Raw genomic sequence first — 23,923 nt, forward strand, 5'->3', positions numbered from 1 at the left:
TGCGAAGCCGCCTGGCTGCCGAGCCGAAGCTCGCCAACCGCCGCTACAAGCCACCCGATGCAGACGCGTTGCCGCCAGCCCTCCAGGTCATCGCTCATGCCAAGGAGGTCTCGCATCCAGACAATTAAGCCGGTTGTCGGGATCGAGCGCACGCTTGAGAGTGCGGGCCAGGTCCATCTCGGTTGCTGCGCGGTAGCGCGCCAACTCGCCGACCCGGTACTGGCCGATACCGTGCTCCGCCGAGATGCTGCCGCCGAAAGCCGCCACCACGTCGTGCACGATGTGGTTCACGACATCTGCATCCTGGCCTGCATCGACGAGAACGTTGTAGTGGATATTGCCATCACCGAGATGTCCGAAGGCGTTCACGCGCGTGCCCGGGGCGCCGGCGGCGAGCGCTTGCCCGGCCTCGATAAGGAATTGAGGAACCGCGGTCAGCGGTACGGACACATCGTGCTTGACGCTCTTGCTCTCCCGCGCCTCGGATTCCGTCACATGCTCGCGCAGGGCCCAGAGCTGGGCCGCCTGCACGCCCGATTCAGCGATGACGCCGTCGAGCGCGATCTCCTGCTCGAAGGCCGAGCCCAGCATCGACTCGGCTGCCTCCCGTAGACCCGCCAAGCTTGAGGCCGCCTCGATCAGCACGAACCATTCACCCTCGGCGATGGGTGCTTTCAAGCCGGCATGCCTGGCGACAAGCTGCATGGACGTGGCCGAGATCAGCTCGAAGGCCGAGATCTGATCGCCCAATTCGTCCTGGGCGAGTTCCAGAAGCCGCAGGGCGGCCGCAGGATCGGCCACCGAAAGCAAAGCAGTCATGGAGTGCTTCGGCCGCGGCAAAAGCCTCAGGACCGCTGCCGTGACGATCCCGAGCGTGCCCTCGCTGCCGATGAAGAGCTGCTTCCAGTCGTACCCCGCGTTGTCCTTGCGCAGCTTCCGCAGGCCATTGGCGACAGTGCCATCGGGCAGGACTTCCAGGCCGAGCACGAGGCTGCGGGTCATGCCATAGCGCAGCACGTTCACGCCGCCCGCATTGGTCGCGACCACCCCGCCGATGGTAGCCGAGCCCTCGGCTGCCAGGCTGATCGGCAGCAGGCGTCCAGCCGCTCCGGCGGCATCCTGCGCGACTTTCAAGATGCATCCGGCCTCCGCCTCGATGGTCAAGCCGACCGGGTCGACACGGCGGATGGCGGCCATGCGGTTGAGAGACAGGACGACCTGCGTGCCTGATGCGTCCGGCACCGCTCCGCCGGCCAGCCCCGTATTGCCGCCCTGCGGGACGATGGCGGCACCCGCGTCGTGGCAGATTCGCACGATCTGGGCCACCTGCTCGGTCGAGGACGGGCGGACAACGCAAGCTGGCCGGCCGGGGAAGAGCTTGCGCCAATCGACGGCATAAGGTTCGAGATCCGAGCCTCCGGTGATGACAGCTGTCGGACTGAGAAGGCCCGTTAAACGCTGCTGCAAATCCGTCGGCTTGGTCATCGGAAATCCCCCGCGGTTTCGATCACCGCTCCTGACCGATCAGGGAGCAATCGTCAACGTGGCACCTGCGAGAGACCCAGCATCAATGAAAATGCAGCAGAGTTGCACTCAGCTTTTGCCAGATCCGGGCTCGGCCATCTTGCGGTGCTGTTCGGCGAGCACGCCGGCCGGCGTCACGGAGGCGAGGACGGTGGTGAACTTGTTCTTCCAACCGCTCACCACGTCGCCATCGCCACGCATCATGGCATCGAAGCCGACCTGCGCCACATAGGCGGGATCGTCCTTCTTGTCCTGGCCGACCTGCGTGTCCTCCATGCCGGCTCGCTCGAAGAACTCGGTCTCGGTGGCGCCGGGCATCAGGCAGGTCACCGTCACATCGGTATCCTTCAGCTCAGCCCGGAGCGCGAAAGAGAAGGAATCGATGAAGGCCTTGGTGCCGTTATAGACGGCCTGATAGGTGCCGGGCATGAAGCCGGCAATCGAGCCGGTGATGAGAATGCGGCCTTCGTTCCTGGCTCGCATGTCGCGGCCGACCTTCTGGATCAGATAAATCGTGCCGGTGATGTTGGTATCGATCACATGGCGCGCTTCAGCGAAGTCCTGATCCAGGAAGGCGTGGCCGAGCCCGTGCCCGGCATTGGCCAGAAGCGCACCGATCGGCCTGCCTTTGGCGGCGGCATAAAGCTTGTCGACACCCTCAAGGGTGGCAAGATCGGCCTCGATGGCCTCGACCTCGGACCCGAGAGCCTGGAAGTCCTTCACCACATCGTGGATGGCGGCCTGATCGGCGGCAATCAGCAGATCATACCCATTCTGGGCACAGAGTTTCGCGAGCTCATAACCGATGCCCGACGAGGCACCGGTCACGATGGCAAGCGGCTTTGCAGGTTCTGGCATGGCATTCTCCCAGCCGACTCAGAGACATGGACCGGCCACTATCGGAGAGAAGCGAAACCGGCACGTGGTGCTTGAACTCGCGAAGGCCAGTTCAGTTCAAAAATACTCATCGAGCCGCCGGTCTCGCCACGCGAAGCATCCTGCGGATTCAGTCCAGTCAAAGACCAGTTTCGTGCTGATACCGGGCAGTTGCTTTCGCTTTGGGGGCAAGATACCTTCACCATAACAACATAAGAAAGCTCAGATCGCAGTGGATCTGTAGCCGGGAGAAGCGCTCTTGGGTCCGCAGGAATCGGCGACGCTCGATGTCGCGGTGAGTGGTGGCGCATGCGGGCATGACTTGGCCCGAAACGCGGTGGAACATGGCACCGCGATGATCTCCACATATCCCATCTCTGCCGCCTCCGATCCTGCTCGAAGCCCAGGGAAGTGCCGATGACCGTTGTTCTTGAAGGCGTCTCGAAGAAGGTCGGAGCAGCGGTTCATATCGACGACGTTCATCTGACCCTGGAACGTGGCTCCCTCAATGTGCTGCTCGGGGCGACGCTTGCCGGCAAGACCTCGCTCATGCGGCTCATGGCTGGTCTCGATGTGCCAACGAGCGGCCGCGTTCTGGTCGACGACAGGGATGTGACGGGCTGGCCCGTGCAGCGCCGCAGCGTAGCCATGGTCTACCAGCAGTTCATCAACTATCCCTCGCTCGACGTTTACGAGAACATCGCCTCGCCCCTGCGGGTCTCCGGGCTGCCGAAAAACGAGGTCGACGGGCGCGTCCGCCACGCCGCCAAGCTTCTGAAGCTCGAGCCTTATCTCGACCGCAAGCCGTTGAATCTCTCCGGCGGCCAGCAGCAGCGCACTGCGATCGCCCGGGCACTGGTCAAGCGTGCGGATCTCGTCCTGCTCGACGAACCCCTGGCCAATCTCGACTATAAGCTGCGCGAGGAGCTGCGTGAGGAGCTGCCGCGGGTCTTCGCGGCCTCGGGTGCCATCTTCGTCTATGCCACCACGGAGCCGTCCGAGGCCCTGCTTCTGGGCGGCAACACGGCGACCCTCTTCGAAGGCCGCGTGACCCAGTTCGGGCCGACGCCGCAGGTTTATCGCCGCCCCCGCGATCTGATCACGGCACGTGTTTTTTCCGATCCGCCGCTCAACACCCTGAAGGTCCGCAAAACCGGCGGCAATGCGAGCTTGAGCACGGGCGGCGAGATCCGCGCGACCGGTCCTCTCGCGGCCGTTCCGGATGGGGAGTACACCGTGGGTTTTCGGGCCCATCACCTCAAGCTCGAACCTGCCGGCTCCGAAGAGATCGCCATTCCGGCCATCGTATCCGTCTCCGAAATCACCGGATCGGAAAGTTATGTCCATCTCGATGCCAGTGAGCATCGACTCATCGCGCTCGTTCCCGGCGTGAGGCGGCTTGAGCCGAAATCAGCCGTGACCGCTTATATCGATCCGCGGCACCTGTTCCTGTTCGATGATGCGGGCCGTCTTGCCGCCGCCGACCCTGCCCAGAGAGCGGCGTGAGGAGAGACAGATGGCCCGCATCACCCTCGATCATCTCGCCCATGCCTACAGGACCGATCCCCGCACGGCGGATGATTACGCCCTCAAGGAGATCAATCACGTGTGGAGCCAGGGCGGTGCCTATGCGCTGCTAGGCCCCTCGGGTTGCGGCAAGACCACCCTGCTCAACATCATCTCCGGCCTCGTGCGGCCCACCCGTGGCCGTGTGCTTTTCAACGATCTCGACGTGACGGATCTGCCGACGGAAGCGCGCAACATCGCGCAGGTGTTCCAGTTTCCCGTGGTCTACGACACGATGACCGTGCGCGAAAACCTCGCTTTTCCGCTCAAGAACCGGCACGTGCCGCGCGACAGGACGGCCCGGCGGGTGGAGGAGATCGCACGGCTTCTCGACCTCACACGCGTTCTCGACCGCAAGGCCAGCAACCTCACTGCGGACATGAAGCAGAAGATCTCCCTCGGACGCGGCCTCGTGCGCCCCGATGTGGCGGCGATCCTGTTCGACGAGCCGCTCACCGTGATCGATCCGCACCTGAAATGGCAGCTGCGCTCCACTCTGAAGGAGATTCACCGCGCGCTCGACATCACCATGATCTACGTGACCCACGACCAGACCGAGGCGCTCACCTTCGCCGACAAGGTCGTGGTCATGCATGAGGGCGCCGTGGTGCAGACCGGGACTCCTGATGAGCTGTTCGAGCGTCCGGCCCACACCTTCGTCGGACATTTCATCGGCTCGCCCGGCATGAACATCCTGCCCTGCCGCGTCGAAGGCGCCACCGCCTTCGTCGGCAATGAAGCGATCCCCCTGCAGCGGGCATATCGTAGCCTGTCTGACGGTGAGCGGGTCGAGCTCGGCATCCGGCCTGAATTCGTGCGACTGCAGCCGAAGGGGTCGGGGCTGCCGGTCCAGATCCGGCGTATCGACGATATCGGCCGCGCCCGCATCGCCCGGGTCGAGATGAGCGGACGCCCACTTGCCGCCAGCGTTCCGGAGGGCATCTCCATCGAAGGGAGCGAGGCCGCGCTCGCGCTCGATCCACGCCACGTCCACATCTATGCCAACGGGCATCTTGTCTCAGGCGAGCCGATCGGAGGAAACCGGGCATGACGAAGACCGTCAACAACAGAGCCTGGTTCTTCGTTCTGCCGGTCTTCGCCATCGTGGCCTTCTCGGCCGTCCTGCCGCTGATGACCGTGGTGAACTACTCGGTTCAGGACACCTTCGGCAACAACCAGTTCTTCTGGAACGGCATCGGCTGGTTCCAGGAACTGCTCGATCCTTCGACGGAGCTCGGCGGACGCTTCTTCGACGCCCTGTGGCGCACCCTCCTCTTCTCGGCAATCATCCTCATGATCGAGGTGCCCCTCGGCATTGCCGTCGCGCTCGCCATGCCGCGCGAAGGCTGGACGGTGGCGCTCTGTCTCGTCCTGATGGCGCTGCCGCTTCTGATTCCGTGGAACGTGGTCGGCACGATCTGGCAGGTCTTTGCCCGCGGCGACATCGGTCTGCTCGGCTGGACCGTCAACCACCTCGGGATCGACTACAACTACACGAACGATCCCATCGACGCTTGGGTGACGCTCGTCGTCATGGACGTTTGGCATTGGACGAGCCTCGTCGCTCTTCTCTGCTATGCCGGGCTGAAATCGATTCCCGACGCCTATTATCAGGCCGCCCGCATCGACGGCGCCTCGCGCTGGGCGGTCTTCCGCACGATCCAGCTGCCGAAAATGCGGCGGGTGCTGCTGATCGCGGTGCTCCTGCGCTTCATGGATTCGTTCATGATCTACACCGAGCCGTTCGTGATCACCGGAGGCGGTCCGGGCAATGCCACCACCTTCCTGTCCATCGATCTGGTGAAGCTTGCGCTCGGCCAGTTCGACCTCGGCAAGGCGGCCGCCATGTCACTGGTCTACAACCTGATCATCCTCGCCATCTGCTGGGTCTTCTATACCGTCATGACCAACGTGGATGCCGAACGCGAGAGAGTCGAAGCATGACCGGAACCATTGCCGTCGGCGCCTCCGAGACAAAGCCTGTCGCAGCGCCCCTGGCTGCGAACCGCGCCCTCTCCGGCCCGCGGGTGAGTGGGCGCGTGGTGGTAATGACCCTCTACCTCCTGTTCCTGATGCTGCCGATCTACTGGCTCCTCAACATGAGCCTTAAGACGAATATGGAGATCACTTCCAGCCTCACGCTCTGGCCTCGGGAGATCACCTTCGACAACTACATCAAGATCTTCACCGACCAGAGCTGGTACTCGGGCTATATCAACTCGCTGACCTACGTCGTCATCAACACGGTGCTGTCGATCTCCTTTGCGCTTCCCGCCGCCTATGCCTTTTCCCGGTACAAGTTTCTCGGTGAAAAGCACCTGTTTTTCTGGCTGCTCACCAACCGCATGGCGCCGCCGGCGGTCTTCGCCCTGCCCTTCTTCAACCTTTACTCGGCTATCGGTCTCTTCGACACGCCCTGGGCGGTCGCCCTGGCGCATTGCCTCTTCAACGTGCCGCTGGCGGTGTGGATTCTGGAGGGCTTCATGTCGGGCGTGCCGCGGGAGATCGACGAGACCGCCGCGATCGACGGCTATTCCTTCCCGCGTTTCTTCGTAAAGATCTTCATGCCGCTCATCGCCTCCGGCATCGGCGTGGCCGCCTTCTTCTGCTTCATGTTCTCCTGGGTCGAGCTGCTGCTGGCGCGCACGTTGACCTCGGTCAATGCCAAGCCCATCGCCGCCACCATGACTCGCACCATCTCGGCTTCCGGTATGGATTGGGGCCTGCTCGCCGCCGCCGGCATGCTCACCATCGTGCCGGGCGCGCTCGTGATCTGGTTCGTCCGCAACTACATCGCCAAGGGCTTCGCCCTGGGCCGGGTCTAAGGAGGCTTACATGCCTGATCTCGCCTGGATGGCCTGGACCTGGCAGACGGGGCTTTTCTTCGCAGGAATCGCAAGCCTGCTGCTGATTATGACATTGCTCGCGATCTATCGCCCCGAGACCGAACGTGTCGGCGTGCTGCGCATTCCAACGACGCGCGGCGACCGCCTCTTCATCTCGCTGCTCGGTGCGGCCTTCATTCACCTCGCATGGCTTGGGCTCGTCGGCCCAGGTCTGTGGTGGGCCTCCGGCCTGTCCCTACTCTACGCAGCCGCCGTGTTTCGCTACGTCTAGGAGGGAATGGCTCAAGAGTACCCTGCGGTTTGCCCGGACCGGAGGGAATAAGACCAGCGCACAAGCCGGCCAGGGCATAACTTGGGAGGAACGAATGAAACTCACCCAATCTCACCGGCACTTGAAACTGTTCATCTCGACAAGCGTCCTCGCCATGGCGCTTGGCTCCAGCGCAGCTCTCGCGGGCATGGAGGAGGCCCGTCGCTGGATCGATAGCGAATTCCAGCCTTCCACTCTCTCCAAGGACGAGCAGCTGAAGGAGATGGAATGGTTCGTGAATGCGGCCAAGCCCTTCGCGGGCCAGGAGATCAACGTGGTCTCCGAGACCATCACGACCCATGAATACGAGGCGCGGACTCTCGCCAAGGCCTTCTCGGAGATCACCGGAATCAAGCTCACCCACGACCTGATTCAGGAAGGCGACGTGGTGGAGAAAATCCAGACCCAGATGCAGTCCGGGCGCAACATCTACGATGCCTGGGTCAACGATTCCGATCTCATCGGCACCCACTTCCGCTACAAGCAGGCTATCGCGCTCGACGACTGGATGGCGGGCGAAGGCAAGGACGTAACCTCGCCGACCCTCGACATCAACGACTTCATCGGCAAGTCCTTCACGACGGCGCCGGACGGCAAGATGTACCAGCTGCCGGATCAGCAGTTCGCCAATGTGTACTGGTTCCGCTACGATTGGTTCCAGCGGCCAGACATAAAGGAGAAGTTCAAGGCCAAGTACGGCTACGATCTCGGCGTGCCGGTGAACTGGTCGGCCTATGAGGACATCGCCGAATTCTTCACCAACGACGTAAAGGAGGTCGATGGCGTCAAGGTTTTCGGCCACATGGATTACGGCCGGAAGGATCCGTCGCTCGGCTGGCGCTTCACCGACGCCTGGCTCTCCATGGCCGGCAACGGCGACAAGGGCATCCCGAACGGTCTGCCTGTCGATGAATGGGGCATCCGCATGGAGGGGTGCCGCCCGGTCGGCTCGTCCGTCGAGCGCGGCGGCGACACCAACGGCCCGGCCGCCGTCTACGCCATCACCAAATATCTCGACTGGATGAAGAAATATGCTCCGCCGCAGGCGAACGGCATGAACTTCTCCGAGTCGGGGCCGGTGCCGGCGCAGGGCAACATCGCCCAGCAGATCTTCTGGTACACGGCTTTCACCGCCGACATGGTGAAGCCCGGTCTCCCCGTGGTGAACCAGGACGGCACGCCGAAATGGCGCATGGCGCCCTCGCCGCACGGCTCGTACTGGAAGGACGGCATGAAGCTCGGCTACCAGGATGCAGGCTCGTGGACGCTGCTGAAATCCACGCCTGTAGACCGCCGCAAGGCGGCCTGGCTCTATGCGCAGTTCGTGACCTCCAAGACGGTCTCGCTGAAGAAGAGCCATGTGGGTCTCACCTTCATCCGCGAAAGCGACATCTGGCATCCGTCGATGACGGATCGCGCACCGAAGCTCGGCGGTCTCGTCGAGTTCTACCGCTCGCCCGCCCGCGTGCAATGGACACCGACCGGCAACAACGTGCCGGATTATCCGAAGCTCGCACAGCTCTGGTGGCAGAACATCGGTGACGCAGCTTCCGGCGCCAAGACGCCGCAAGAAGCCATGACGTCGCTCGCCAATGCACAGGACGACGTGCTCGGACGTCTCGAGCGCGCCAATGTGCAGGGCGAATGCGGCCCGAAGCTGAATCCGAAGACCTCCGCCGAAGAATGGTTCAAGAAAGCGGAAGCCGCCGGCACCATCGCGCCCCAACGCAAGCTCGCGAACGAGAAGCCGAAGGGTGAGACGGTGGATTACGACACGCTCATCAAGAGCTGGCCCGCTTCCCCGCCGAAGCGCAGCTGACCGAGACAGGCCCCGCCCCACAAGGGCGGGGCTTTTTCATGTGAGGAGGCGCGCACCACCTAGCCGCCCGGTCAGTATCGAAGAAAGCCGTTTGCCGGCAGGATCGCCTGGACGATGACCGAAGAGGTTTGTCATGCCAGATCCATCAACCGGCTTTTCCCTCAATGTGATCTCGGATCTTGCCGCCGATCTGCTCGATGGCATTGCGCCACGGCTCGTGACGATCCACGGCCGCAGGCGCGGGACGTCAAGCGGGTTCCTCTGGCGCACTGGCCTCGTCGTGACGGCGGAGGAAGCGCTGGAGGCTGACGAGGACGTGACGGTCACACGTCCCGATGGGAGCCAGGTCACAGCAAGCCTCGTCGGTCGTGCCCCGAGCACGGATATCGCCCTTCTCCGCATCGAGGAGCAGTCGCTGGAGGAGATCGCGTTCTATCCGACAGACGGAGTTCGGGCGGGGCATCTCATCCTTGCCGCAGGGCGGCAGCCGGAGGGCCTGAGCGCGGCGCTGGGCATCGTCGCTCTTGCAGGCGGACCCTGGAGGAGCCTGCGCGGCGGCCATATCGACCGCAGAATCCATCTCGATCACAGGTTCGATTTCCAGTCGGAAGGCGGCGTTGCCCTCGACACGAGCGGGCGGATTATCGGAATGACGGTGCTCGGTCCCCGGGGTCGCGCACTCGTCATTCCATCCGAAACCATCGAGCGGGTGGCCCCGCAGCTTCTCGACAAGGGTCGTGTCGCCCGCGGCTATCTGGGCCTCGGGCTCCAGCCGGTCCGCATCGACAAGGCCGTGGCCGACGCGGCAGGACTTGCGGAAACGCGGGGCCTGATCGTGATCAGTGTGGACGAGGAAGGTCCGGGACAAACGGCCGGCATTCGCCAAGGCGATATCCTCATCCGGTGGAACGCGGACGCTCTGCCCTCGGTCCGCCGCGTCTATACGCTTCTCGGACCCGAGAGCGTGGGCCAATCCGTCGATCTAGGAATTGTGAGGGCGGGTGCGCATATGACTCTTGCGGTTGAGATCAAGGAGCGCCCGAAGCCTCAGTAGCGAGTGGGCGCCGATAGGGTGAAGCCTTGCGGAAGGTGGCTCTTCAAATCGACGATGCGAGCCTGCTCGACCGCATCGCCACGATCCTGGCCGAGGAGGACGGCATCGGTGCCCTGCACCCCGGCAGCCCCGACGTGGTGATCACGGATCACCTGCCCTTTTCTGAGAAGGTCCCGACGATCCTCTTGGGCGACAGCCTGAGCGGGACCGAGGCGCTGAAGGCTGGAGGAAGCGGGATTCTCCCCCGCGATGTCGCCGTCTCGGATCTTCTGCTGGCGCTGGAGGCCGTCGACAGGGGCTTCGTCATCATGCCTCGAGGCGCTGCCGGGATCATCCGGGATCAGGCTTCGCACGATCCGTCCGATCCGCCACGAGACGATCTGCTCACCGCGCGCGAACTCGAAGTCCTGCGCCTGCTGGCGGAAGGCGCCTCGAACAAGCTCATCGCGCGCAGGCTCGGGATTTCATTCCACACCGCGAAATTTCACGTCGCCTCCATTGCGGCGAAACTCGACGCGACAGGTCGAACGGATGCGGTTGCGCAGGCGATCCGTCTCGGCCTCATCATGCTATGATGAACGACACCGCGGCGCGGGCTCTTGGTTCCCGCCCTTACCATCACCACATGATGTGAAATAGCGTTATCCTTTGGAGGGCTACATGCTCGATCGCACTCCAGACTTTCTCCTCAACACGGAAAATTCATCATCGCAACAAGTCTCCGATTCCCGCGATGACGATATCCTGCTCGATTCCTACTCGCATGCCGTGACCAGCGTCGTGGACCGTATCGGTCCCGCGGTGGTGCGGATCGAGCCGCAGGTTTCGGGCCGAACGGCAGGGATGGGTTCCGGCGTCATCATCTCGCCCGATGGGCTCCTGCTCACCAACAGCCATGTCATGCAGGGCGCACGGGATGCGAAGCTCACCGGCTCCGACGGGCGCACCATCGAGGCGCGGGTGATCGGCGACGATCCGGATACGGACCTTGCCCTGCTGCGCGCCAATGGCGACAGGCTTCCCTTCGCCACCCTGGGCGATTCCAAGCGGCTGAAGCGGGGCCAGATCGCAATCGCCATCGGCAATCCCCTCGGCTTTGAATCGACCGTCACAGCCGGCGTGGTCTCCGCCCTCGGACGAAGCCTGCGGGCGAAGTCGGGACGGCTCATCGACGACGTGATCCAGACGGACGCGGCCCTGAATCCGGGCAATTCCGGCGGCCCGCTCGTCGCGACGTCCGGCGAGGTGATCGGCATCAATACCGCGGTCATCATGGGAGCGCAGGGCATCTGCTTTGCCGTCGCAAGCAACACGGCGAGGTTCGTCGTGTCGGAACTGATCCGCCACGGCCGCGTCCGCCGAGCCTCGATCGGCATTGCGGGGCAGACGGTCCCCCTGCCGCGGCGCGTCAGCTATGCGGCCGGTTTGACCGGACAATTCGGCGTCGTCATCGCCGCCGTGGAACCCGGCAGTCCCGCAGACCACGCGCAGCTCGAACAGGGCGATGTCATCCTCTCGCTCGACGGTGAACCGGTCGGTGGTGTCGACGATCTGGTGCGTCTGCTGAACGGCGAGCGGATTGGACGCTTCGTCGAGCTCGTGCTTCTCAAGAAAGGCGAGATGCGCACCGTGACGATCACGCCCATCGAGCGCAAGGCGAAAACCGCACGTTCGGAGTGAGTGGCGAGAAGGAATTTCGAGCCGGGTTGATCGCGCGATGTCTCAGCAATGAGACTTCGTCTCGCCATTCTGCTCCCGCTCGAAATCCTCTTCCCCTACCCGGGATGGGTCGAGCGTGAACAGTTCCTGCGGCCGGGCGACGCCTCGCAGCGCATAACGGCCGACTGACACCAGGCAGTCCTGATCGTCCTTCGCGGCTGTCGAGAAGAAGGCGGACGACACGAGAACGTCGCGCTCGACGGAGCGGCACAACGCGCCGATCCGGCTCACCTCGTTCACGGCCGGTCCCACGACCGTGAAGTCCAGGCGATCCTGGCTGCCGATGTTGCCATAAAAGACCTCGCCGATATGCAGGCCGAGATAGGCACTCGTGACCGGTAAGTTGCACGACAGCCGCTCTTCGTTCAGGGCGCGAATTCGGGAATGCATCAGACGCTCGGCCTTGAGAGCGGACCGGCAGGCTTGGCTCGGATCCTCCTCCTTGAAGATCGCGAGCGCTCCATCCCCGATCAGCTTCAGGACATCGCCGCCGGCCTCATAGATGGAGGAGATGATCGCTTCCGAATAATCGTTCAGAAACGGGATGATCTGTTCGGGGTCCGCAGTCTCCGTAATGTGGGTGAAACCATGCAGGTCGCTGAACCACAGGACAGCCTGTATCCGGTCCGTCACGCCCCGGGCGATGCGTCCGTTCAGGACGAGGCGGCCGGCGTCGCGGCCGAGATAGGTCTCGACAAGGGTCTTGGCGATGCGCGCGAGCGAGGCGCATTTCAAAGCCAGCATCAGGGGTGATGACAACTCGCGCACAAGCGAAATATGCTCGTCGGTGAAGCCGGAATCCGCATCCGTCGTCCAGGATGAATAGAAGGAATCCATTTCGCCGATGGCGCCTTCGGCTGCAAAGCGATGGATCAGGACCAGATAATCCGTCTGTCCCTCGTTGCGTAGATCACTGAGGACGGAGAAGTCCTCAAGGTGACCGGGACCGATCCGGCGCCGCAGGAAATCCTCGCCACTGAGGAGAAGGTGATAATAGGTGCTCCGGCGCCAGTTGTCGGCTGCCTGCCCTTCCACATTGGTGCGGCCATATTCGACGACCGGATCGTGATCGCCCTGATCGTCACGGCGCCAGCGGAAGACCCGCCCCTCATGGATGGGGTGCAGGGTGTCGATGACGATATTGACCCGGGCGACAGGTAGCCCAGCGGCGACGAGGCGGTCACAGAAGCCACGCAGGAGCTCAAGCTCCGTCAGGCCTGTCAGCCCGGCCTCCGTGACCCATTTCGCGATGCCTGCTGCCTGGGCTGTGTCCATAGGGATCTCTTCACGATGACGATTCTGCCGGCCATCCATGACAGCACATCGGGTGGTTGGTCAAAGCCGAACGCCGACCAAGCGGTGTGACTGCCCTCCATTTCTACTCGGCGGGCGACGGTTGAGTTCCCGTGGAATCCACGCGTTTCGGGTCTGGACGCCGGAACAGCCGCAGAACCACCAGCCGCACGGCCACGTAAAAGACCGGCGTCAGGAACAATCCGAACACGGTCACACCGAGCATGCCGGCGAACACGGCCGTGCCCAGGGCCTGTCTCATCTCGGCGCCGGGCCCGGTCGCGATCGCGAGCGGCAGCACGCCGAGGATGAAGGCGAAAGCCGTCATCAGGATGGGACGTAAGCGCAGCCGGCAGGCTTCGACGACGGCCTCCACCGGCGTCTTGCCGTCAAATTCCGCCTGCCTTGCAAATTCGACGATGAGAATGGCGTTCTTCGCGGCCAGTCCGACCAGGACCACGAGGCCGATCTGGGTCAGGATGTTGTTGTCCTGCCCCCGGATCATCACGCCGATCAGCGCGGAGAGCACGCTCATCGGCACGATTAGGATGATGGCGATCGGCAGGGACCAGCTTTCATACTGGGCCGCGAGCACGAGGAACACGAAGAGCACCGACAGGGCGAAGATGAACACCGCCGTGTTCCCGGTCTGCCGCTCCTGGAACGCGAGGTCCGTCCACTCGAAGCCCATGCTGGGCGAGAGGTTCTGCCGAACCAGCGCCTCCATGGCATCGAGCGCTGCTCCCGAGGAAATGCCTGGAGCCGCATTGCCCTGCAGGGCCACCGAGGTGAACATGTTGTAGCGCTGGATCAGATCGGCGCCGGAGACCTCGCGCATCTCGACGAGCGTGCCCAAGGGAACGAGGGCCCCCGTTGACGAGCGGACGCGCAGCCGGTTGATATCCTCCTGGTCGATCCGGAAGCGCTGGTCGGCCTGCGCCCGAACCTGATAGACGCGGCCGAAGGCATTGAAGTCGTTCACATAGGCCGTACCGAGATTGATGCGGAGCGTCTCGAAGATGTTCGGGATCGGCACGTTCAGAATGCTCGCCTTCTGACGGTCGATCTCCAGATAGACCTGCGGTGAATTGGCTGAGAATGTCGTGAAGACGCCGGCCAGATTCGGGTTCTGGCGCGCCTGCCCCATCAATTGATAGGCGACCGCGAGAACGCCGCGCACATCGTCGCCGGTTCGATTCTGGATCTGGACCTTGAAGCCGCCCGAATTGCCGAGGCCGCGAACAGGCGGCGGTGGAATGGCGATGATGAACGCTTCCTCGATCTGCTGCATGCGGGCGAAGAGATCGCCGATGATCTTGGTCCCTGAATCGCCTGCCTCGATGCGCTCGTCGAAAGGCTTGAACGCGGCGAAGATAGCCGCGGCATTGGTCGCGTTGGTGAAGGTCGCGCCGGAGAAGCCGGCAAAGGCCACGGCATTCTGAACGCCTGGCGTTTCCTGGATGATCTTCGAGGCTCTTTGCACCACCGCGTCGGTGCGCGACAGGGAGGAACCGTCCGGGAGCTGGATCACGACGATGGCGTAGCCCTGATCCAGCGTCGGGATGAAGCCGCGCGGCACGTGATTGGCGATCCACACTGTGCCGGCCAGAAGCCCGATATATATCGGCAGCACGATCAGCTTGTGCCGTGCCAACGTACCGACGGCCCTGGCATAGCCGTTGGACGTAACGTCGAAGCCCCGATTGAAGCCGTTGGCCAATGTTCGCCCAAACCGGGCAATCGGATTCCTGGAACGCTCATGGCTGTGCGGCTTCAGCAGGAATGCGGCCAGAGCCGGCGAGAGCGTCAGGGAATTGAAGGCCGAGATGACGGTCGAAACGGCAATGGTCAGGGCGAATTGCCGATAGAACTGACCGGAGATGCCGGGAATGAAAGCCGTTGGCACGAAGACCGCCACGAGAACCAGCGCGATGGCCACAAGTGCGGTGCCGACCTCGTCCATGGTCGTGTGCGCGGCATCCCGCGGCGACATGCCAAGCGCGATGTTGCGCTCCACGTTCTCCACCACCACGATGGCATCGTCGACCACGATACCGATGGCCAGAACCATGCCGAAAAGGGTCAGCGTGTTGATCGAGAAACCGAGAGCCGCCATGAAGGCGAACGTGCCGATCAGCGAGACGGGGATTGCCACGATGGGAATGATCGCCGTGCGCCAGCTCTGCAGGAACACGAACACCACGATCACGACGAGCGCCGTGGCCTCGAACAGGGTCTTGTAGACTTCGTTCACGCTCTCGGCGATGAATTCCGTGGGGTTGTAGACGATCTCGTACGCAACGCCTTGCGGGAAATTGCCTTTGAGCTGCTCCATGGTCCGGATGATCTGCTCCGACGCGGCGAGCGCATTGGTGCCGGGCCGCTGGAAGATTCCGAGAGCAACGGCAGGCTTGCCGTTGAGATAGGAATTCGTCACGTAATCCTGGGCGCCGAGCTCAATGCGGGCCACATCCTGCAGCCGCACGAGCCGTCCCTGCGGCGTGGCCTGGACGATGATCTGCCGGAACTGGCGCGGATCCTCGAACCGTCCCTGCGTCGTCACCGTCAGCTGGAACGCCGCATCCGTCGGTGTCGGCTCCTGCCCCAGGGCGCCCCCGGAGACCTGGACGTTCTGCTCCTGGATCGCCCGTACGACTTCGCTCGACGTCATGCCGTAGGAGGCAAGCTTCTCGGGGTCGAGCCAGATGCGCAGGGAATATTGCCGCTCGCCGAAGATGATGAGATCACCCACACCATCGAGCCGCAACAGGATGTCGCGCACGTAGTTGCGGGCATAGTTCGAGACGTAGAGCTGGTCGTAGGATCCGTCCGGGGAGAGCATATGCACGACCATCATCAGATCGGGCGAGCTCTTGAGCGTCGTCACGCCGAGGCGGCGCACCTCCTCCGGCAAGCGTGGCGTTGCAATCGCCACCCGGTTCTGAACGAGCACCTGGGCCTTGTCGAGATCGGTGCCGAGCTTGAAGGTGATCGTCAGCGCCATGGCGCCGTCGCCGGTGGAATAGGAGGACATGTACAGCATGTCCTCGACACCATTGATCTGCTGCTCCAGCGGCGTGGCGACCGTGGCCGCGACCGTCTGCGCATCGGCGCCCGGATAACTCGCCCTGACCACCACGGTGGGCGGCGCGATGTCCGGATACTGGGCGACCGGCAGGATCGTATAGGCGATCCCGCCGATGATCAGGAAGAGCGCCGACAGGACCGTCGCGAAGATGGGACGGTCGATGAAGAAATGGGCAAAGCGCATGGAAGCGCCCTCCTCGGGTGAAATCAGCTGCCGTTTCGTTCCCGCATCGGGGGAAGCGTGGTCATCTGGGGCGTGACCGGCGCTCCGGGTCGGGCCCGGACGAGACCGTTCACGACCACCGTCTCATTGCCGGTCAACCCGTCGCGGATGACCCTGTAGCCGTCGATCCTCGGGCCGATGCGCACGGGCTTGAGATTGACGATGTTGTTCTCGCCGACGACATAGACGACTCGCCGGTCCTGGTCGCTGCCGATGGCCTCGTCGGGCAGGAGGATGCCCTTGTAGGGATCGGAGGCGCCCACCGTGACGCGGCCGAACAGGCCGGGCGTCAGGAAGCGATCCTTGTTCTCGAAGACAGCACGGACACGGATCGTGCCGCTGGCCGAATCCAGCCGGTTGTCGACGAAGTCGAGTTGGCCTTTGCGCGTTCCGAGCCGCTCATCGGTCAATGTGAGTTCGACTTCGTTGGTCTCTCCATTGGCCGAAGTATTCGTTCCGCCGTGGGTCTGCCGCGAGAATGCCAGGAAGGAACGCTCGTCGACATCGAAATAGAACTGGATCGGATCAAGAGAGAGAACGTTCGTCAGGATCGTCTCGTTGGCATTGACCAGATTGCCTTCGGAGACGAGCTTGCGTGAGATCCGCCCCGACAGGGGCGATTTGATCTGCGTGAACTCCACGTCGAGCTGTGCCTGCCGCAGTGCTGCCTGGGCGCGATCCAGCTCGGCCTTGGCGGTCAGGAATGCCTGCCGCCGCTGATCGTAGACTTGGTCCGTGATGTTGCCGCTCCGGCGCAACTGCTCGGCGCGATCAAGATCGCTCTGCGCAAATTCCAGGCGGACCTGCGAAGATGTGACGGCCGATTGTGCCTGCTCGAGCTCATTGCGATAGGGCCGTGGATCGATGGTGAAGAGGAGGTCTCCCGCCTTGACAAAGGTGCCGTCCTGGAAATGGACTTTGTCGAGATAGCCGGAGACCCGGGCTCGGATATCCACCTGATCGATGGCCTCGAAACGTCCGATGAAGTCGGTCCGCTCGACGATATCCTTCACGAGGGGCTTGGCGACTGTCACCTGCGGCGGCGGTGGCGGCGCGGGGCCGCCCTGGGCGGAGGCCAGGCTAGCCGCCGCAAACCACGAGAACAGGACGCTGGAAACAAACACGGACCGAGGAAAGCGCATGCGTAACCTCCTGATCGGCATCATCGACGCAGCATTATACTTCCAAATTTCAGCTTATGGTCCTGTGCGCAGAGGCACGCGGAAGAGCTTTGTTCTTGTTGCAATGCAATACTACGCATTGGTTCGCGTCTGACAAGATACGCAACATTGATACGCGGAAAGTGCAGGACTTGGCTGCACCTTGTGAACCGATCGAGCTGGTCATGAGATTCGATTGAAACGGCATTCACTGCCTAATGATGGGATGGCGTCCATCGGCGAACACCTAGCCGGTTGGCTAGGTGTTCAGGTATAGGCGTCGCGCAGATCCAGGGTGCTTTTGTGCCCGATGGAGCGATAGTTTTCCGCAAGCCATGAACGGGCAGCATTTCTGCCGAGATCCTTCAGCTCCTTGAAGAAACTCCATTGAGCGCTGAGGCGAGACGCAGCGGTGAACTCATCGAGATCCTGTCCGCCATGGATCCGGTGCATGAAGACCCGCTTGTAATCCTTCGTCGAGAGCTTTCCTTCGTCGATCAGCCGTGTCACGAACTCGACCGACCTGAACTGCTGCAGCAGATTGGCATTGAAGGTGATCTCGGTCAGCCGGTTCTGGATTTCCTGCACGCTCCGCGGCGTCGACCAGCGCTCGATCGGGTTGATCTGGACCAACAGAATATCGTCCGATCGTGTTTCGTAGAAAAGCGGAAAGAGCGCCGGATTTCCGGTGTAACCGCCATCCCAATAAGGCTCTCCATCGATCTCGACGGCCCTGAAGAGCATCGGCAGGCAGGCCGAGGCCAGCACGTGGTCCACGGTTAGTTCAGGACCGGTAAAGATCCGGATCTTCCCGGACCAGACATTGGTCGCCGCGATGAACAGCTTTGCATCCTTGCAGGCCCTCACCCGCTCGAAATTGATCAGGCCGTTGAGGGCATCGCGCAGCGGGTTGATGTCGAGAGGGTTCAAGTCATAGGGGCTAGCGACCCGCGACCACGCATCGAACCAGAGATGCGAGGATTCGTTCATGCTCCAATAGCTCAACAGACGGTCGAACAGCGAACGCTGGAGCGGCGAGAGCACGCCGTCGAGGCTCACGCGTTTCCAGAACTTGCGTAATTGCTCGCGCGCACCGTCGCGTCCTCCTTCGAGCCAGCCCTCGAAGAGAACGACCGCGTTCATCGATCCGGCGCTCGCGCCCGTGATCGCCTCGATGGTCAGCCGGCCGTCCTCGAGGAGGTAATCGAGCACACCCCAGGTGAAGGCGCCATGCGCGCCGCCGCCCTGCAGCGCCAGTGAGACGGATTTCTCGGCATTGGGACACTGCAGCCCGCGCACAGGGCTTTTACGGCTTTCGCCTCGACCGGTCATTCTGGGCTCCCGTTGTCGATTGGCAGATTACCATGACCAAAGCTCCGGAACGCAAGTCGCGACACTACACTTTGAATACGATGCGGAACGCGATCATCCCGCTCCAAGGGGCGCAGGTTAAGCTTGGCTTTATCTCCAGAGCGCGCTTTATTTGTGACGTAGAGCCAAGGGCTGCCGCCGATGAGCCAGTATTTCACAGACCTGATCACCTTATGGGTTGTGATCGACCCGATTGGAACGCTTCCGGTGTTTCTGGCCGTCACAGCGGGCATGAGTGCCGTTGCCGCCCGGCGAACAGCTCTACGGGCAACGGTGGCCGCCTTCTTCGTCCTCTTGTTTTTCATCGTTGCAGGACAGGCGCTGCTTCAGGCCATGGACATCGATCTCGACGCCTTCCAGATCGCCGGCAGCGTTGTTCTCTTCCTGTTTGCGCTGACGATGATTTTCGGAGAGCCAAAGGTCGCGGTCGAGGAGAAGGATATCGAAACCTCCGATGTCGACCGATCGATTTACCCGCTTGCCATTCCCTCCATAGCAAGCCCCGGTGCCATGCTGGCCGTCGTCTCGCTCACGGACAACACCAAGTTTAGCATCTCACAGCAGGCTGAAACCGTGGCTCAGATGGCGCTCGTTCTGCTTGTCACGCTGGTCCTCATGCTTCTGGCATCCCGGATCATCAAGGTCATCGGCGATGCCGGCGCCAGCGTCATCAGCCGGGTCATGGGACTCATTCTCGCCAGCCTGGCCGTGAACGGCATTGTCCTCGGCATCAAGCAGGCGTTCAACCTCGCGCCCTAGCGCATCATACGCAGGCTAATTTGACTATAAGTATCAGCAAATTAGGAGATGGTGGGCCCGGCAGGACTCGAACCTGCAACCAGACCGTTATGAGCGGCCGGCTCTAACCATTGAGCTACAGGCCCTTCCGAGGAAGGCAAGGAAACGTCTAACGGAGGGAAAGCCTTTCGTCACCCCTTGTCGTGGCGCAAGGCCTTGCCCTTTTCCAAGAACCGAGCTCAGAAAAAGGCATGGTCCTGGACGAACCGGGACCCTTCATGTTCCTGTAACACATCTCAAATTCCGTCAAGCCGGTTTTGCTTGTCCGGTTCGAGCCGGCTGTCGCATGCATCCCGACGCATCGGAGATCCACGACCCCTCTTGACCCCTGCCGGGTTCGCCCATCTGTCTGCTCTCACGGTCGAATCGGGTCTCCCGGGCGAGACCGGACAGGGAGGATGGGATGGGGCTGCTGATCGACGGCGTCTGGCAGGATCAATGGTACGACACCAGGAGCACCGGTGGGCGCTTCGTCCGCAAGGCATCGGCTTTCCGGAACTGGGTCACCGCCGACGGGTCCCCCGGCCCGACGGGAGAAGGCGGGTTCAAGGCGGAGCCCGGGCGCTATCATCTCTATGTCTCGCTCGCCTGCCCCTGGGCGCATCGCACGCTGATCATGCGCAAGCTCAAAGGGCTGGAGAGGATGATCGACATCTCCGTCGTGCACTGGCGCATGCTGGAGCATGGCTGGACCTTCGAGGAGGGGCCGGGCGTCGTTCCGGATCCCATCAACCAGGCCCACTATCTCTACCAGGTCTATACGGCGGCAGCGCCCGATTATACGGGTCGCGTAACGGTTCCCGTGCTCTGGGACAAGGCGACCGGCACCATCGTGAACAACGAATCCGCCGAGATCATCCGCATGATGAATTCCGCGTTCGACGGGATCGGCGCCAACCCGGGCGATTACTGTCCGGAGGATCTGCACGCTGACATCGACGCCTTGAACGCGCGCATCTACGACAATGTCAACAACGGGGTGTACAAGGCAGGCTTCGCGACGACGCAGCAGGCTTACGAAGAGGCGGTTCGTCCGCTTTTCGAAGCGCTGGATTTTCTCGACGAGCGTCTATCCTCACGCCGCTATCTCTGCGGCGACCGGTTGACCGAGGCCGATATCCGGCTTTTCACCACGCTGGTGCGCTTCGATCCGGTCTATGTCGGCCACTTCAAGTGCAACCTGCGCCGCATTGCGGATTACCCGAATCTCTCAGGCTATCTGAGCGATCTCTACCAGACGGGCGGCATCGCCGAGACCGTGAACATGGCCCACATCAAGGGGCATTACTACGAGAGCCACAGGACCATCAATCCCACCGGCGTCGTGCCGCTCGGGCCGATCCTGGATCTCAATGCGCCGCATGGGCGCGATAAGATTTAGGGCTTGTAGACCTCGATGGCCTCCTCGAAACCTTCAACATCATGAGCGCCGAGGGGCGAGGGATTGCCCCAGAGATGCTCGACGAAGGGTTTCGACATCAGCAGCGGTTCGCCCAGGCTCTTGTTCAGCTCCGCGATGCGGCTTGCGAGATTCACGTCCCGGCCGATCACCGTGAAATCCAGGCGCTGGCCGGAGCCCACATTGCCGTAGGCCGCATCACCGTGGTGGAGCGCGAAGCCCACGTTGATCGGCACGGGGAAGCGGCCCTCGTTGTTGGCGATCTCGATGCGGCGAAGGGCCTTGGTGGCGGCGGTGAGAGCCGATTGCGCCGCCCCGCCCGTGTCGTCGCCCTTGTCGCGCACGATGGCGAGAAGACCGTCGCCGAGATATTTCAACACCTCTCCACCCTCGTCCTCGATGGGCGGCACGAGGCAGTCGAAATAGTTGTTCAACAGTTCGACCGCACTTTCGGGGCTCAGCGTGGATGAGATATGCGTGTAGTCGCGCATGTCGGCGAACAGGATGGCCGAACGGATGCGGGTCACCTGTCCGCGCTGAATGGCGCCCGACAGAATCGCCCTGTGAGGTTCGTCACCCACATAGATGCGCAGTACTTGATCGAGCCGGTTGCTCGTTGCGCGCAGCTCGGTCACGAGGGCAAAGGATGGGATCACCATGCGCAGGATGGTCAGCGCGCGCGTGCCGAATCCTTCCGGCGATCTCGTCGCGAACGAGATCGCGTTCTCGGCCCCATTGGTGAACCGGATTGGGACGGTGACGTAATGACGGTAGCCCGCTTCCTTCAACTCCGGAATGATCGGAAAGAGATCGTCAGGGGTGTTCGAGAGATCGAGGATGAGCCACTCGCCGGTTCGGCTGACATGGGCGAAGGGGCTCGTCTGATAGATCGTCTCGCGGCGGTCCCCGTGCGGCAGGTAGCGCACGACGGTCCCCTCCTCCCGGGTCCAGAATCGTCCGATGCCGGCGTATTCCGAATGCAGCGCCTCGATGGCCGAGACGGCCCGGTCGATGGGCAGGCCAAGCTCGATCAACCGGTCGAGAAAGCTCGACAGGACCTCGTTCGAATCCTCCATCTGGCCTGCAGCCGTGACCAGCCAGTCCCGCAAAGCGATGACCCGCGCGAGGCTTTCGGCATCGAGGCTTCGAGCCATGGTCAACGGATCGTCCGAGGCGGTCGAAGAGAGGGAGGGTGACATCATAAGGCCAAGGTGTGTTGCCCTCGCGGATCCTTCAACCCATGAGGAAACTTTCCGACATGAAAGCTGGGATGCCTTTCCGGAAAGAGCAATGGCTTTGACAGAAGCCGGTCGCCGGAATAGAGCCAAGCCATGGCAAGCATCGATACGCTTTTCGTCACCAAAGTCTACCGCGCCGAGATGACGGGTGCCAAGGCCGAGCGCCGCAACGCAGAGCTCGAGACGGCCTGCCTGTCCATCGCCGAGGATGACGAGGCCGGCCAACGCTGGTGCGCCAAGCATGGCTATCCGGGCTACACGTCCTACGCCTCCCTGAACGACCTGCCCTGGCGGGTGCCCGTTTTCGGCGAGCTCCTGAAGGAACTCGACAAGCACGTGGCGGCCTTTGCCAAGGAGCTGGAATTCGATCTCCAGGGCCGCAAGCTCGTGCTCGACAGCCTGTGGATCAACATTCTCCCGCCAGGAGGCATCCACACCTCCCATATTCACCCGCATTCGGTGATCAGCGGCACCTATTACGTGACGATCCCGGAAGGCGCGAGCGCGCTCAAGCTAGAGGATCCGCGTCTCGGCTTCATGATGGCCGCCCCGCCGCGCAAGGCCAAGGCCAAGCCGGAGAACCGGCAATTCGCCTATGTGAAGCCGGTGCCCGGCACGGTCCTGCTCTGGGAAAGCTGGCTGCGCCACGAGGTGCCTCTCAACGAGGCCGAGAGCGAGCGTATCAGCGTGAGCTTCAACTACTCCTGGCAGTAGGACTGGGCAGGCCCGGTCAGCCAAAGCCCAACGGCTCATCCCGAGAGGTCGGCCGGGAATCGGACACGAGGGCTCGGAGGAGACCTCGAGAACCTCTCAAACATCGGCCCACATGCGGAAGAGATTGGCGCTGCTCTTCGCCAGCAGGTCGAATTCCGGCGTCTTGCCGGATTGGGCGAACAGGTTGCGCTTGGCCGTCTCGAGATCGAAGAGGAGTTCGCGCCGGGCGCTGTCGCGCACGTAGCTCTGCGCCCAGCCCACGGCCACCACGCGCTCTCCCCGCGTGACGGGCGCGACCCGGTGCAGGCTGGTCGAATCATAGGCGACGAGATGACCCGCCGGGAGCTTCACCTCCTCCTCGCCGGACACCGACACGATGACGAGTTCACCGCCGTCATAGGTTTCCGGATCGGCCAGGAAGAGGGTGAAGGACACATCCGTGCGGATGCCGTTCATCAGCGGATTGTCCACATGGGAGCCGTATGCCTTTCCCTCGCCGTAACGGGCAAAGGTCAGTGGCGTCAGCACCTTCGGACGCGCGGCGAGGCTGAAGACCTCATGGCCGAGAATCGCCTTCGACACCTTGTCCCGAAGCAGGGCGAGAGCGGCGCCCTCGCGGGCCTGCTCGTTGTCCTTGACGAGCCTGGCGCTCCACCCGGCCGTTGCGCGACCGTCCTCGAAGCGCATCGATCCCAGCATCGCACGAACCTCGTCGAGTTCGGCCGGGGGCAGGACGTCCGCAATCGTGATGAGCATGGGTGAAACACCTTCGGGCTTGCCAGGAACCCCCATATTCTGGTAATAGGGGCAAAACCGTTGGCGATCACGCTAAGGAGCAGCGGTCGCTGACCAGATCTGCCAGGCGCGGGACGGCTGGCGCATCAGCAATTCCCAGTCTATCGCCAAGATAGCTCCAGAATGACACT

At 62.6% G+C, this 23,923-nt stretch carries 20 protein-coding genes, 1 tRNA gene and 1 pseudogene; 13 read left to right on the top strand and 9 right to left on the bottom strand.

From position 1 onward, the window contains the following. Positions 1-128 (top strand): annotated as a pseudogene (locus FS320_RS50780) (IS481 family transposase); the annotation flags it as partial. On the opposite strand, the gene FS320_RS19235 reads toward FS320_RS50780, so the two are convergent. Both FS320_RS19235 and FS320_RS19240 read right to left on the bottom strand, forming a co-directional pair. Next, positions 88-1,485 carry an FAD-binding oxidoreductase gene (locus FS320_RS19235; RefSeq protein ID WP_152713415.1) on the bottom strand — a complete coding sequence of 466 codons (1,398 nt, stop codon included), beginning with the start codon at positions 1,483-1,485 and terminating at the stop codon, positions 88-90. The pseudogene FS320_RS50780 and the gene FS320_RS19235 overlap by 41 nt on opposite strands. Before the next feature lie 108 nt (positions 1,486-1,593). Then, positions 1,594-2,382, bottom strand: coding sequence for an SDR family NAD(P)-dependent oxidoreductase (locus FS320_RS19240; RefSeq protein WP_152713416.1), 789 nt, complete (start codon positions 2,380-2,382; stop codon positions 1,594-1,596). 435 nt (positions 2,383-2,817) lie between these two features. On the opposite strand from FS320_RS19240, the gene FS320_RS19245 reads away from it, so the two are divergent. The 9 genes from FS320_RS19245 (at position 2,818) to FS320_RS19285 (ending at position 11,675) form a co-directional block, all read left to right on the top strand. After that, positions 2,818-3,906 carry an ABC transporter ATP-binding protein gene (locus FS320_RS19245; RefSeq protein ID WP_152713417.1) on the top strand — a complete coding sequence of 363 codons (1,089 nt, stop codon included), beginning with the start codon at positions 2,818-2,820 and terminating at the stop codon, positions 3,904-3,906. Between the two features lie 10 nt (positions 3,907-3,916). Next, on the top strand, positions 3,917-5,017 hold the full coding sequence (locus FS320_RS19250) for an ABC transporter ATP-binding protein (protein WP_152713418.1): 1,101 nt from the start codon (positions 3,917-3,919) through the stop codon (positions 5,015-5,017). Then, complete coding sequence (locus FS320_RS19255) at positions 5,014-5,910, top strand: carbohydrate ABC transporter permease (RefSeq protein ID WP_152713419.1); 897 nt, start codon at positions 5,014-5,016, stop codon at positions 5,908-5,910. The genes FS320_RS19250 and FS320_RS19255 overlap by 4 nt, the downstream gene beginning before the upstream one ends. A 104-nt stretch (positions 5,911-6,014) precedes the next feature. Further along, positions 6,015-6,791: a carbohydrate ABC transporter permease gene (locus tag FS320_RS19260; protein ID WP_152713443.1), complete on the top strand. Its 777-nt coding sequence runs from the start codon at positions 6,015-6,017 to the stop codon at positions 6,789-6,791. A 10-nt stretch (positions 6,792-6,801) separates the two neighbouring features. Beyond that, positions 6,802-7,083 carry a DUF2160 domain-containing protein gene (locus FS320_RS19265; protein WP_152713420.1) on the top strand — a complete coding sequence of 94 codons (282 nt, stop codon included), beginning with the start codon at positions 6,802-6,804 and terminating at the stop codon, positions 7,081-7,083. A gap of 154 nt (positions 7,084-7,237) precedes the next feature. Next, positions 7,238-8,941: an ABC transporter substrate-binding protein gene (locus FS320_RS19270; protein ID WP_420846750.1), complete on the top strand. Its 1,704-nt coding sequence runs from the start codon at positions 7,238-7,240 to the stop codon at positions 8,939-8,941. Between the two features lie 133 nt (positions 8,942-9,074). Beyond that, on the top strand, positions 9,075-9,995 hold the full coding sequence (locus tag FS320_RS19275) for a S1C family serine protease (RefSeq protein ID WP_152713423.1): 921 nt from the start codon (positions 9,075-9,077) through the stop codon (positions 9,993-9,995). Between the two features lie 215 nt (positions 9,996-10,210). Then, on the top strand, positions 10,211-10,570 hold the full coding sequence (locus FS320_RS50785) for a LuxR C-terminal-related transcriptional regulator (protein WP_420846751.1): 360 nt from the start codon (positions 10,211-10,213) through the stop codon (positions 10,568-10,570). Between the two features lie 85 nt (positions 10,571-10,655). Next, positions 10,656-11,675 carry a S1C family serine protease gene (locus FS320_RS19285; protein WP_152713425.1) on the top strand — a complete coding sequence of 340 codons (1,020 nt, stop codon included), beginning with the start codon at positions 10,656-10,658 and terminating at the stop codon, positions 11,673-11,675. Between the two features lie 42 nt (positions 11,676-11,717). On the opposite strand, the gene FS320_RS19290 is transcribed toward FS320_RS19285, so the two are convergent. The 4 genes from FS320_RS19290 to FS320_RS19305 all read right to left on the bottom strand — a co-directional run bounded on the left by FS320_RS19290 (position 11,718) and on the right by FS320_RS19305 (position 18,809). After that, positions 11,718-12,989, bottom strand: coding sequence for an adenylate/guanylate cyclase domain-containing protein (locus FS320_RS19290; RefSeq protein ID WP_152713427.1), 1,272 nt, complete (start codon positions 12,987-12,989; stop codon positions 11,718-11,720). 103 nt (positions 12,990-13,092) lie between these two features. Beyond that, positions 13,093-16,278 (bottom strand): efflux RND transporter permease subunit, encoded by a 3,186-nt coding sequence (locus tag FS320_RS19295; RefSeq protein WP_152713429.1) that lies wholly within the window; start codon positions 16,276-16,278, stop codon positions 13,093-13,095. A 23-nt stretch (positions 16,279-16,301) separates the two neighbouring features. Beyond that, entirely contained in the window at positions 16,302-17,459 is a 1,158-nt protein-coding gene (locus FS320_RS19300; protein ID WP_152713431.1) for an efflux RND transporter periplasmic adaptor subunit, read from the bottom strand. Between the two features lie 285 nt (positions 17,460-17,744). After that, on the bottom strand, positions 17,745-18,809 hold the full coding sequence (locus tag FS320_RS19305; RefSeq protein WP_152713433.1) for a patatin-like phospholipase family protein: 1,065 nt from the start codon (positions 18,807-18,809) through the stop codon (positions 17,745-17,747). 180 nt (positions 18,810-18,989) lie between these two features. Here FS320_RS19305 and FS320_RS19310 point away from each other — a divergent pair, with 180 nt between their 5' ends. Continuing rightward, a complete protein-coding gene (locus FS320_RS19310) occupies positions 18,990-19,607 on the top strand; it encodes a MarC family protein (protein ID WP_152713435.1) in 618 nt (205 codons plus the stop codon). 49 nt (positions 19,608-19,656) lie between these two features. Here the strand turns inward: FS320_RS19310 and FS320_RS19315 are convergent. Next, a tRNA-Ile gene (locus FS320_RS19315) sits at positions 19,657-19,732 on the bottom strand. A 317-nt stretch (positions 19,733-20,049) separates the two neighbouring features. Here FS320_RS19315 and FS320_RS19320 point away from each other — a divergent pair. Next, on the top strand, positions 20,050-21,027 hold the full coding sequence (locus FS320_RS19320; protein ID WP_152713437.1) for a glutathione S-transferase family protein: 978 nt from the start codon (positions 20,050-20,052) through the stop codon (positions 21,025-21,027). On the opposite strand, the gene FS320_RS19325 is transcribed toward FS320_RS19320, so the two are convergent. Further along, positions 21,024-22,199 carry an adenylate/guanylate cyclase domain-containing protein gene (locus tag FS320_RS19325; RefSeq protein ID WP_162866290.1) on the bottom strand — a complete coding sequence of 392 codons (1,176 nt, stop codon included), beginning with the start codon at positions 22,197-22,199 and terminating at the stop codon, positions 21,024-21,026. The two genes, FS320_RS19320 and FS320_RS19325, sit on opposite strands and share 4 nt — an antisense overlap. A gap of 177 nt (positions 22,200-22,376) precedes the next feature. Between FS320_RS19325 and FS320_RS19330 the strand changes: the two genes are divergently transcribed. Beyond that, entirely contained in the window at positions 22,377-22,997 is a 621-nt protein-coding gene (locus tag FS320_RS19330; RefSeq protein ID WP_152713439.1) for a TIGR02466 family protein, read from the top strand. A 96-nt stretch (positions 22,998-23,093) separates the two neighbouring features. Here FS320_RS19330 and FS320_RS19335 read toward each other — a convergent pair whose 3' ends face one another. Continuing rightward, positions 23,094-23,753, bottom strand: a complete 660-nt coding sequence (locus tag FS320_RS19335; protein ID WP_152713441.1) for a Fe2+-dependent dioxygenase — start codon at positions 23,751-23,753, stop codon at positions 23,094-23,096. Positions 23,754-23,923 lie beyond the last annotated feature (170 nt).

The organism is Microvirga tunisiensis (assembly GCF_009296175.1).
Taxonomy (GTDB): domain Bacteria; phylum Pseudomonadota; class Alphaproteobacteria; order Rhizobiales; family Beijerinckiaceae; genus Microvirga; species Microvirga tunisiensis.

Bases quoted from the DNA above. Each gene is read 5' to 3' on its own strand.
- FS320_RS19235 (WP_152713415.1), bottom strand. From the start codon at position 1,485: ATGACCAAGCCGACGGATTTGCAGCAGCGTTTAACGGGCCTTCTCAGT.
- FS320_RS19240 (WP_152713416.1), bottom strand. From the start codon at position 2,382: ATGCCAGAACCTGCAAAGCCGCTTGCCATCGTGACCGGTGCCTCGTCG.
- FS320_RS19245 (WP_152713417.1), top strand. From the start codon at position 2,818: ATGACCGTTGTTCTTGAAGGCGTCTCGAAGAAGGTCGGAGCAGCGGTT.
- FS320_RS19250 (WP_152713418.1), top strand. From the start codon at position 3,917: ATGGCCCGCATCACCCTCGATCATCTCGCCCATGCCTACAGGACCGAT.
- FS320_RS19255 (WP_152713419.1), top strand. From the start codon at position 5,014: ATGACGAAGACCGTCAACAACAGAGCCTGGTTCTTCGTTCTGCCGGTC.
- FS320_RS19260 (WP_152713443.1), top strand. From the start codon at position 6,015: ATGACCCTCTACCTCCTGTTCCTGATGCTGCCGATCTACTGGCTCCTC.
- FS320_RS19265 (WP_152713420.1), top strand. From the start codon at position 6,802: ATGCCTGATCTCGCCTGGATGGCCTGGACCTGGCAGACGGGGCTTTTC.
- FS320_RS19270 (WP_420846750.1), top strand. From the start codon at position 7,238: ATGGCGCTTGGCTCCAGCGCAGCTCTCGCGGGCATGGAGGAGGCCCGT.
- FS320_RS19275 (WP_152713423.1), top strand. From the start codon at position 9,075: ATGCCAGATCCATCAACCGGCTTTTCCCTCAATGTGATCTCGGATCTT.
- FS320_RS19285 (WP_152713425.1), top strand. From the start codon at position 10,656: ATGCTCGATCGCACTCCAGACTTTCTCCTCAACACGGAAAATTCATCA.
- FS320_RS19290 (WP_152713427.1), bottom strand. From the start codon at position 12,989: ATGGACACAGCCCAGGCAGCAGGCATCGCGAAATGGGTCACGGAGGCC.
- FS320_RS19295 (WP_152713429.1), bottom strand. From the start codon at position 16,278: ATGCGCTTTGCCCATTTCTTCATCGACCGTCCCATCTTCGCGACGGTC.
- FS320_RS19300 (WP_152713431.1), bottom strand. From the start codon at position 17,459: ATGCGCTTTCCTCGGTCCGTGTTTGTTTCCAGCGTCCTGTTCTCGTGG.
- FS320_RS19305 (WP_152713433.1), bottom strand. From the start codon at position 18,809: ATGACCGGTCGAGGCGAAAGCCGTAAAAGCCCTGTGCGCGGGCTGCAG.
- FS320_RS19310 (WP_152713435.1), top strand. From the start codon at position 18,990: ATGAGCCAGTATTTCACAGACCTGATCACCTTATGGGTTGTGATCGAC.
- FS320_RS19320 (WP_152713437.1), top strand. From the start codon at position 20,050: ATGGGGCTGCTGATCGACGGCGTCTGGCAGGATCAATGGTACGACACC.
- FS320_RS19325 (WP_162866290.1), bottom strand. From the start codon at position 22,199: ATGGCTCGAAGCCTCGATGCCGAAAGCCTCGCGCGGGTCATCGCTTTG.
- FS320_RS19330 (WP_152713439.1), top strand. From the start codon at position 22,377: ATGGCAAGCATCGATACGCTTTTCGTCACCAAAGTCTACCGCGCCGAG.
- FS320_RS19335 (WP_152713441.1), bottom strand. From the start codon at position 23,753: ATGCTCATCACGATTGCGGACGTCCTGCCCCCGGCCGAACTCGACGAG.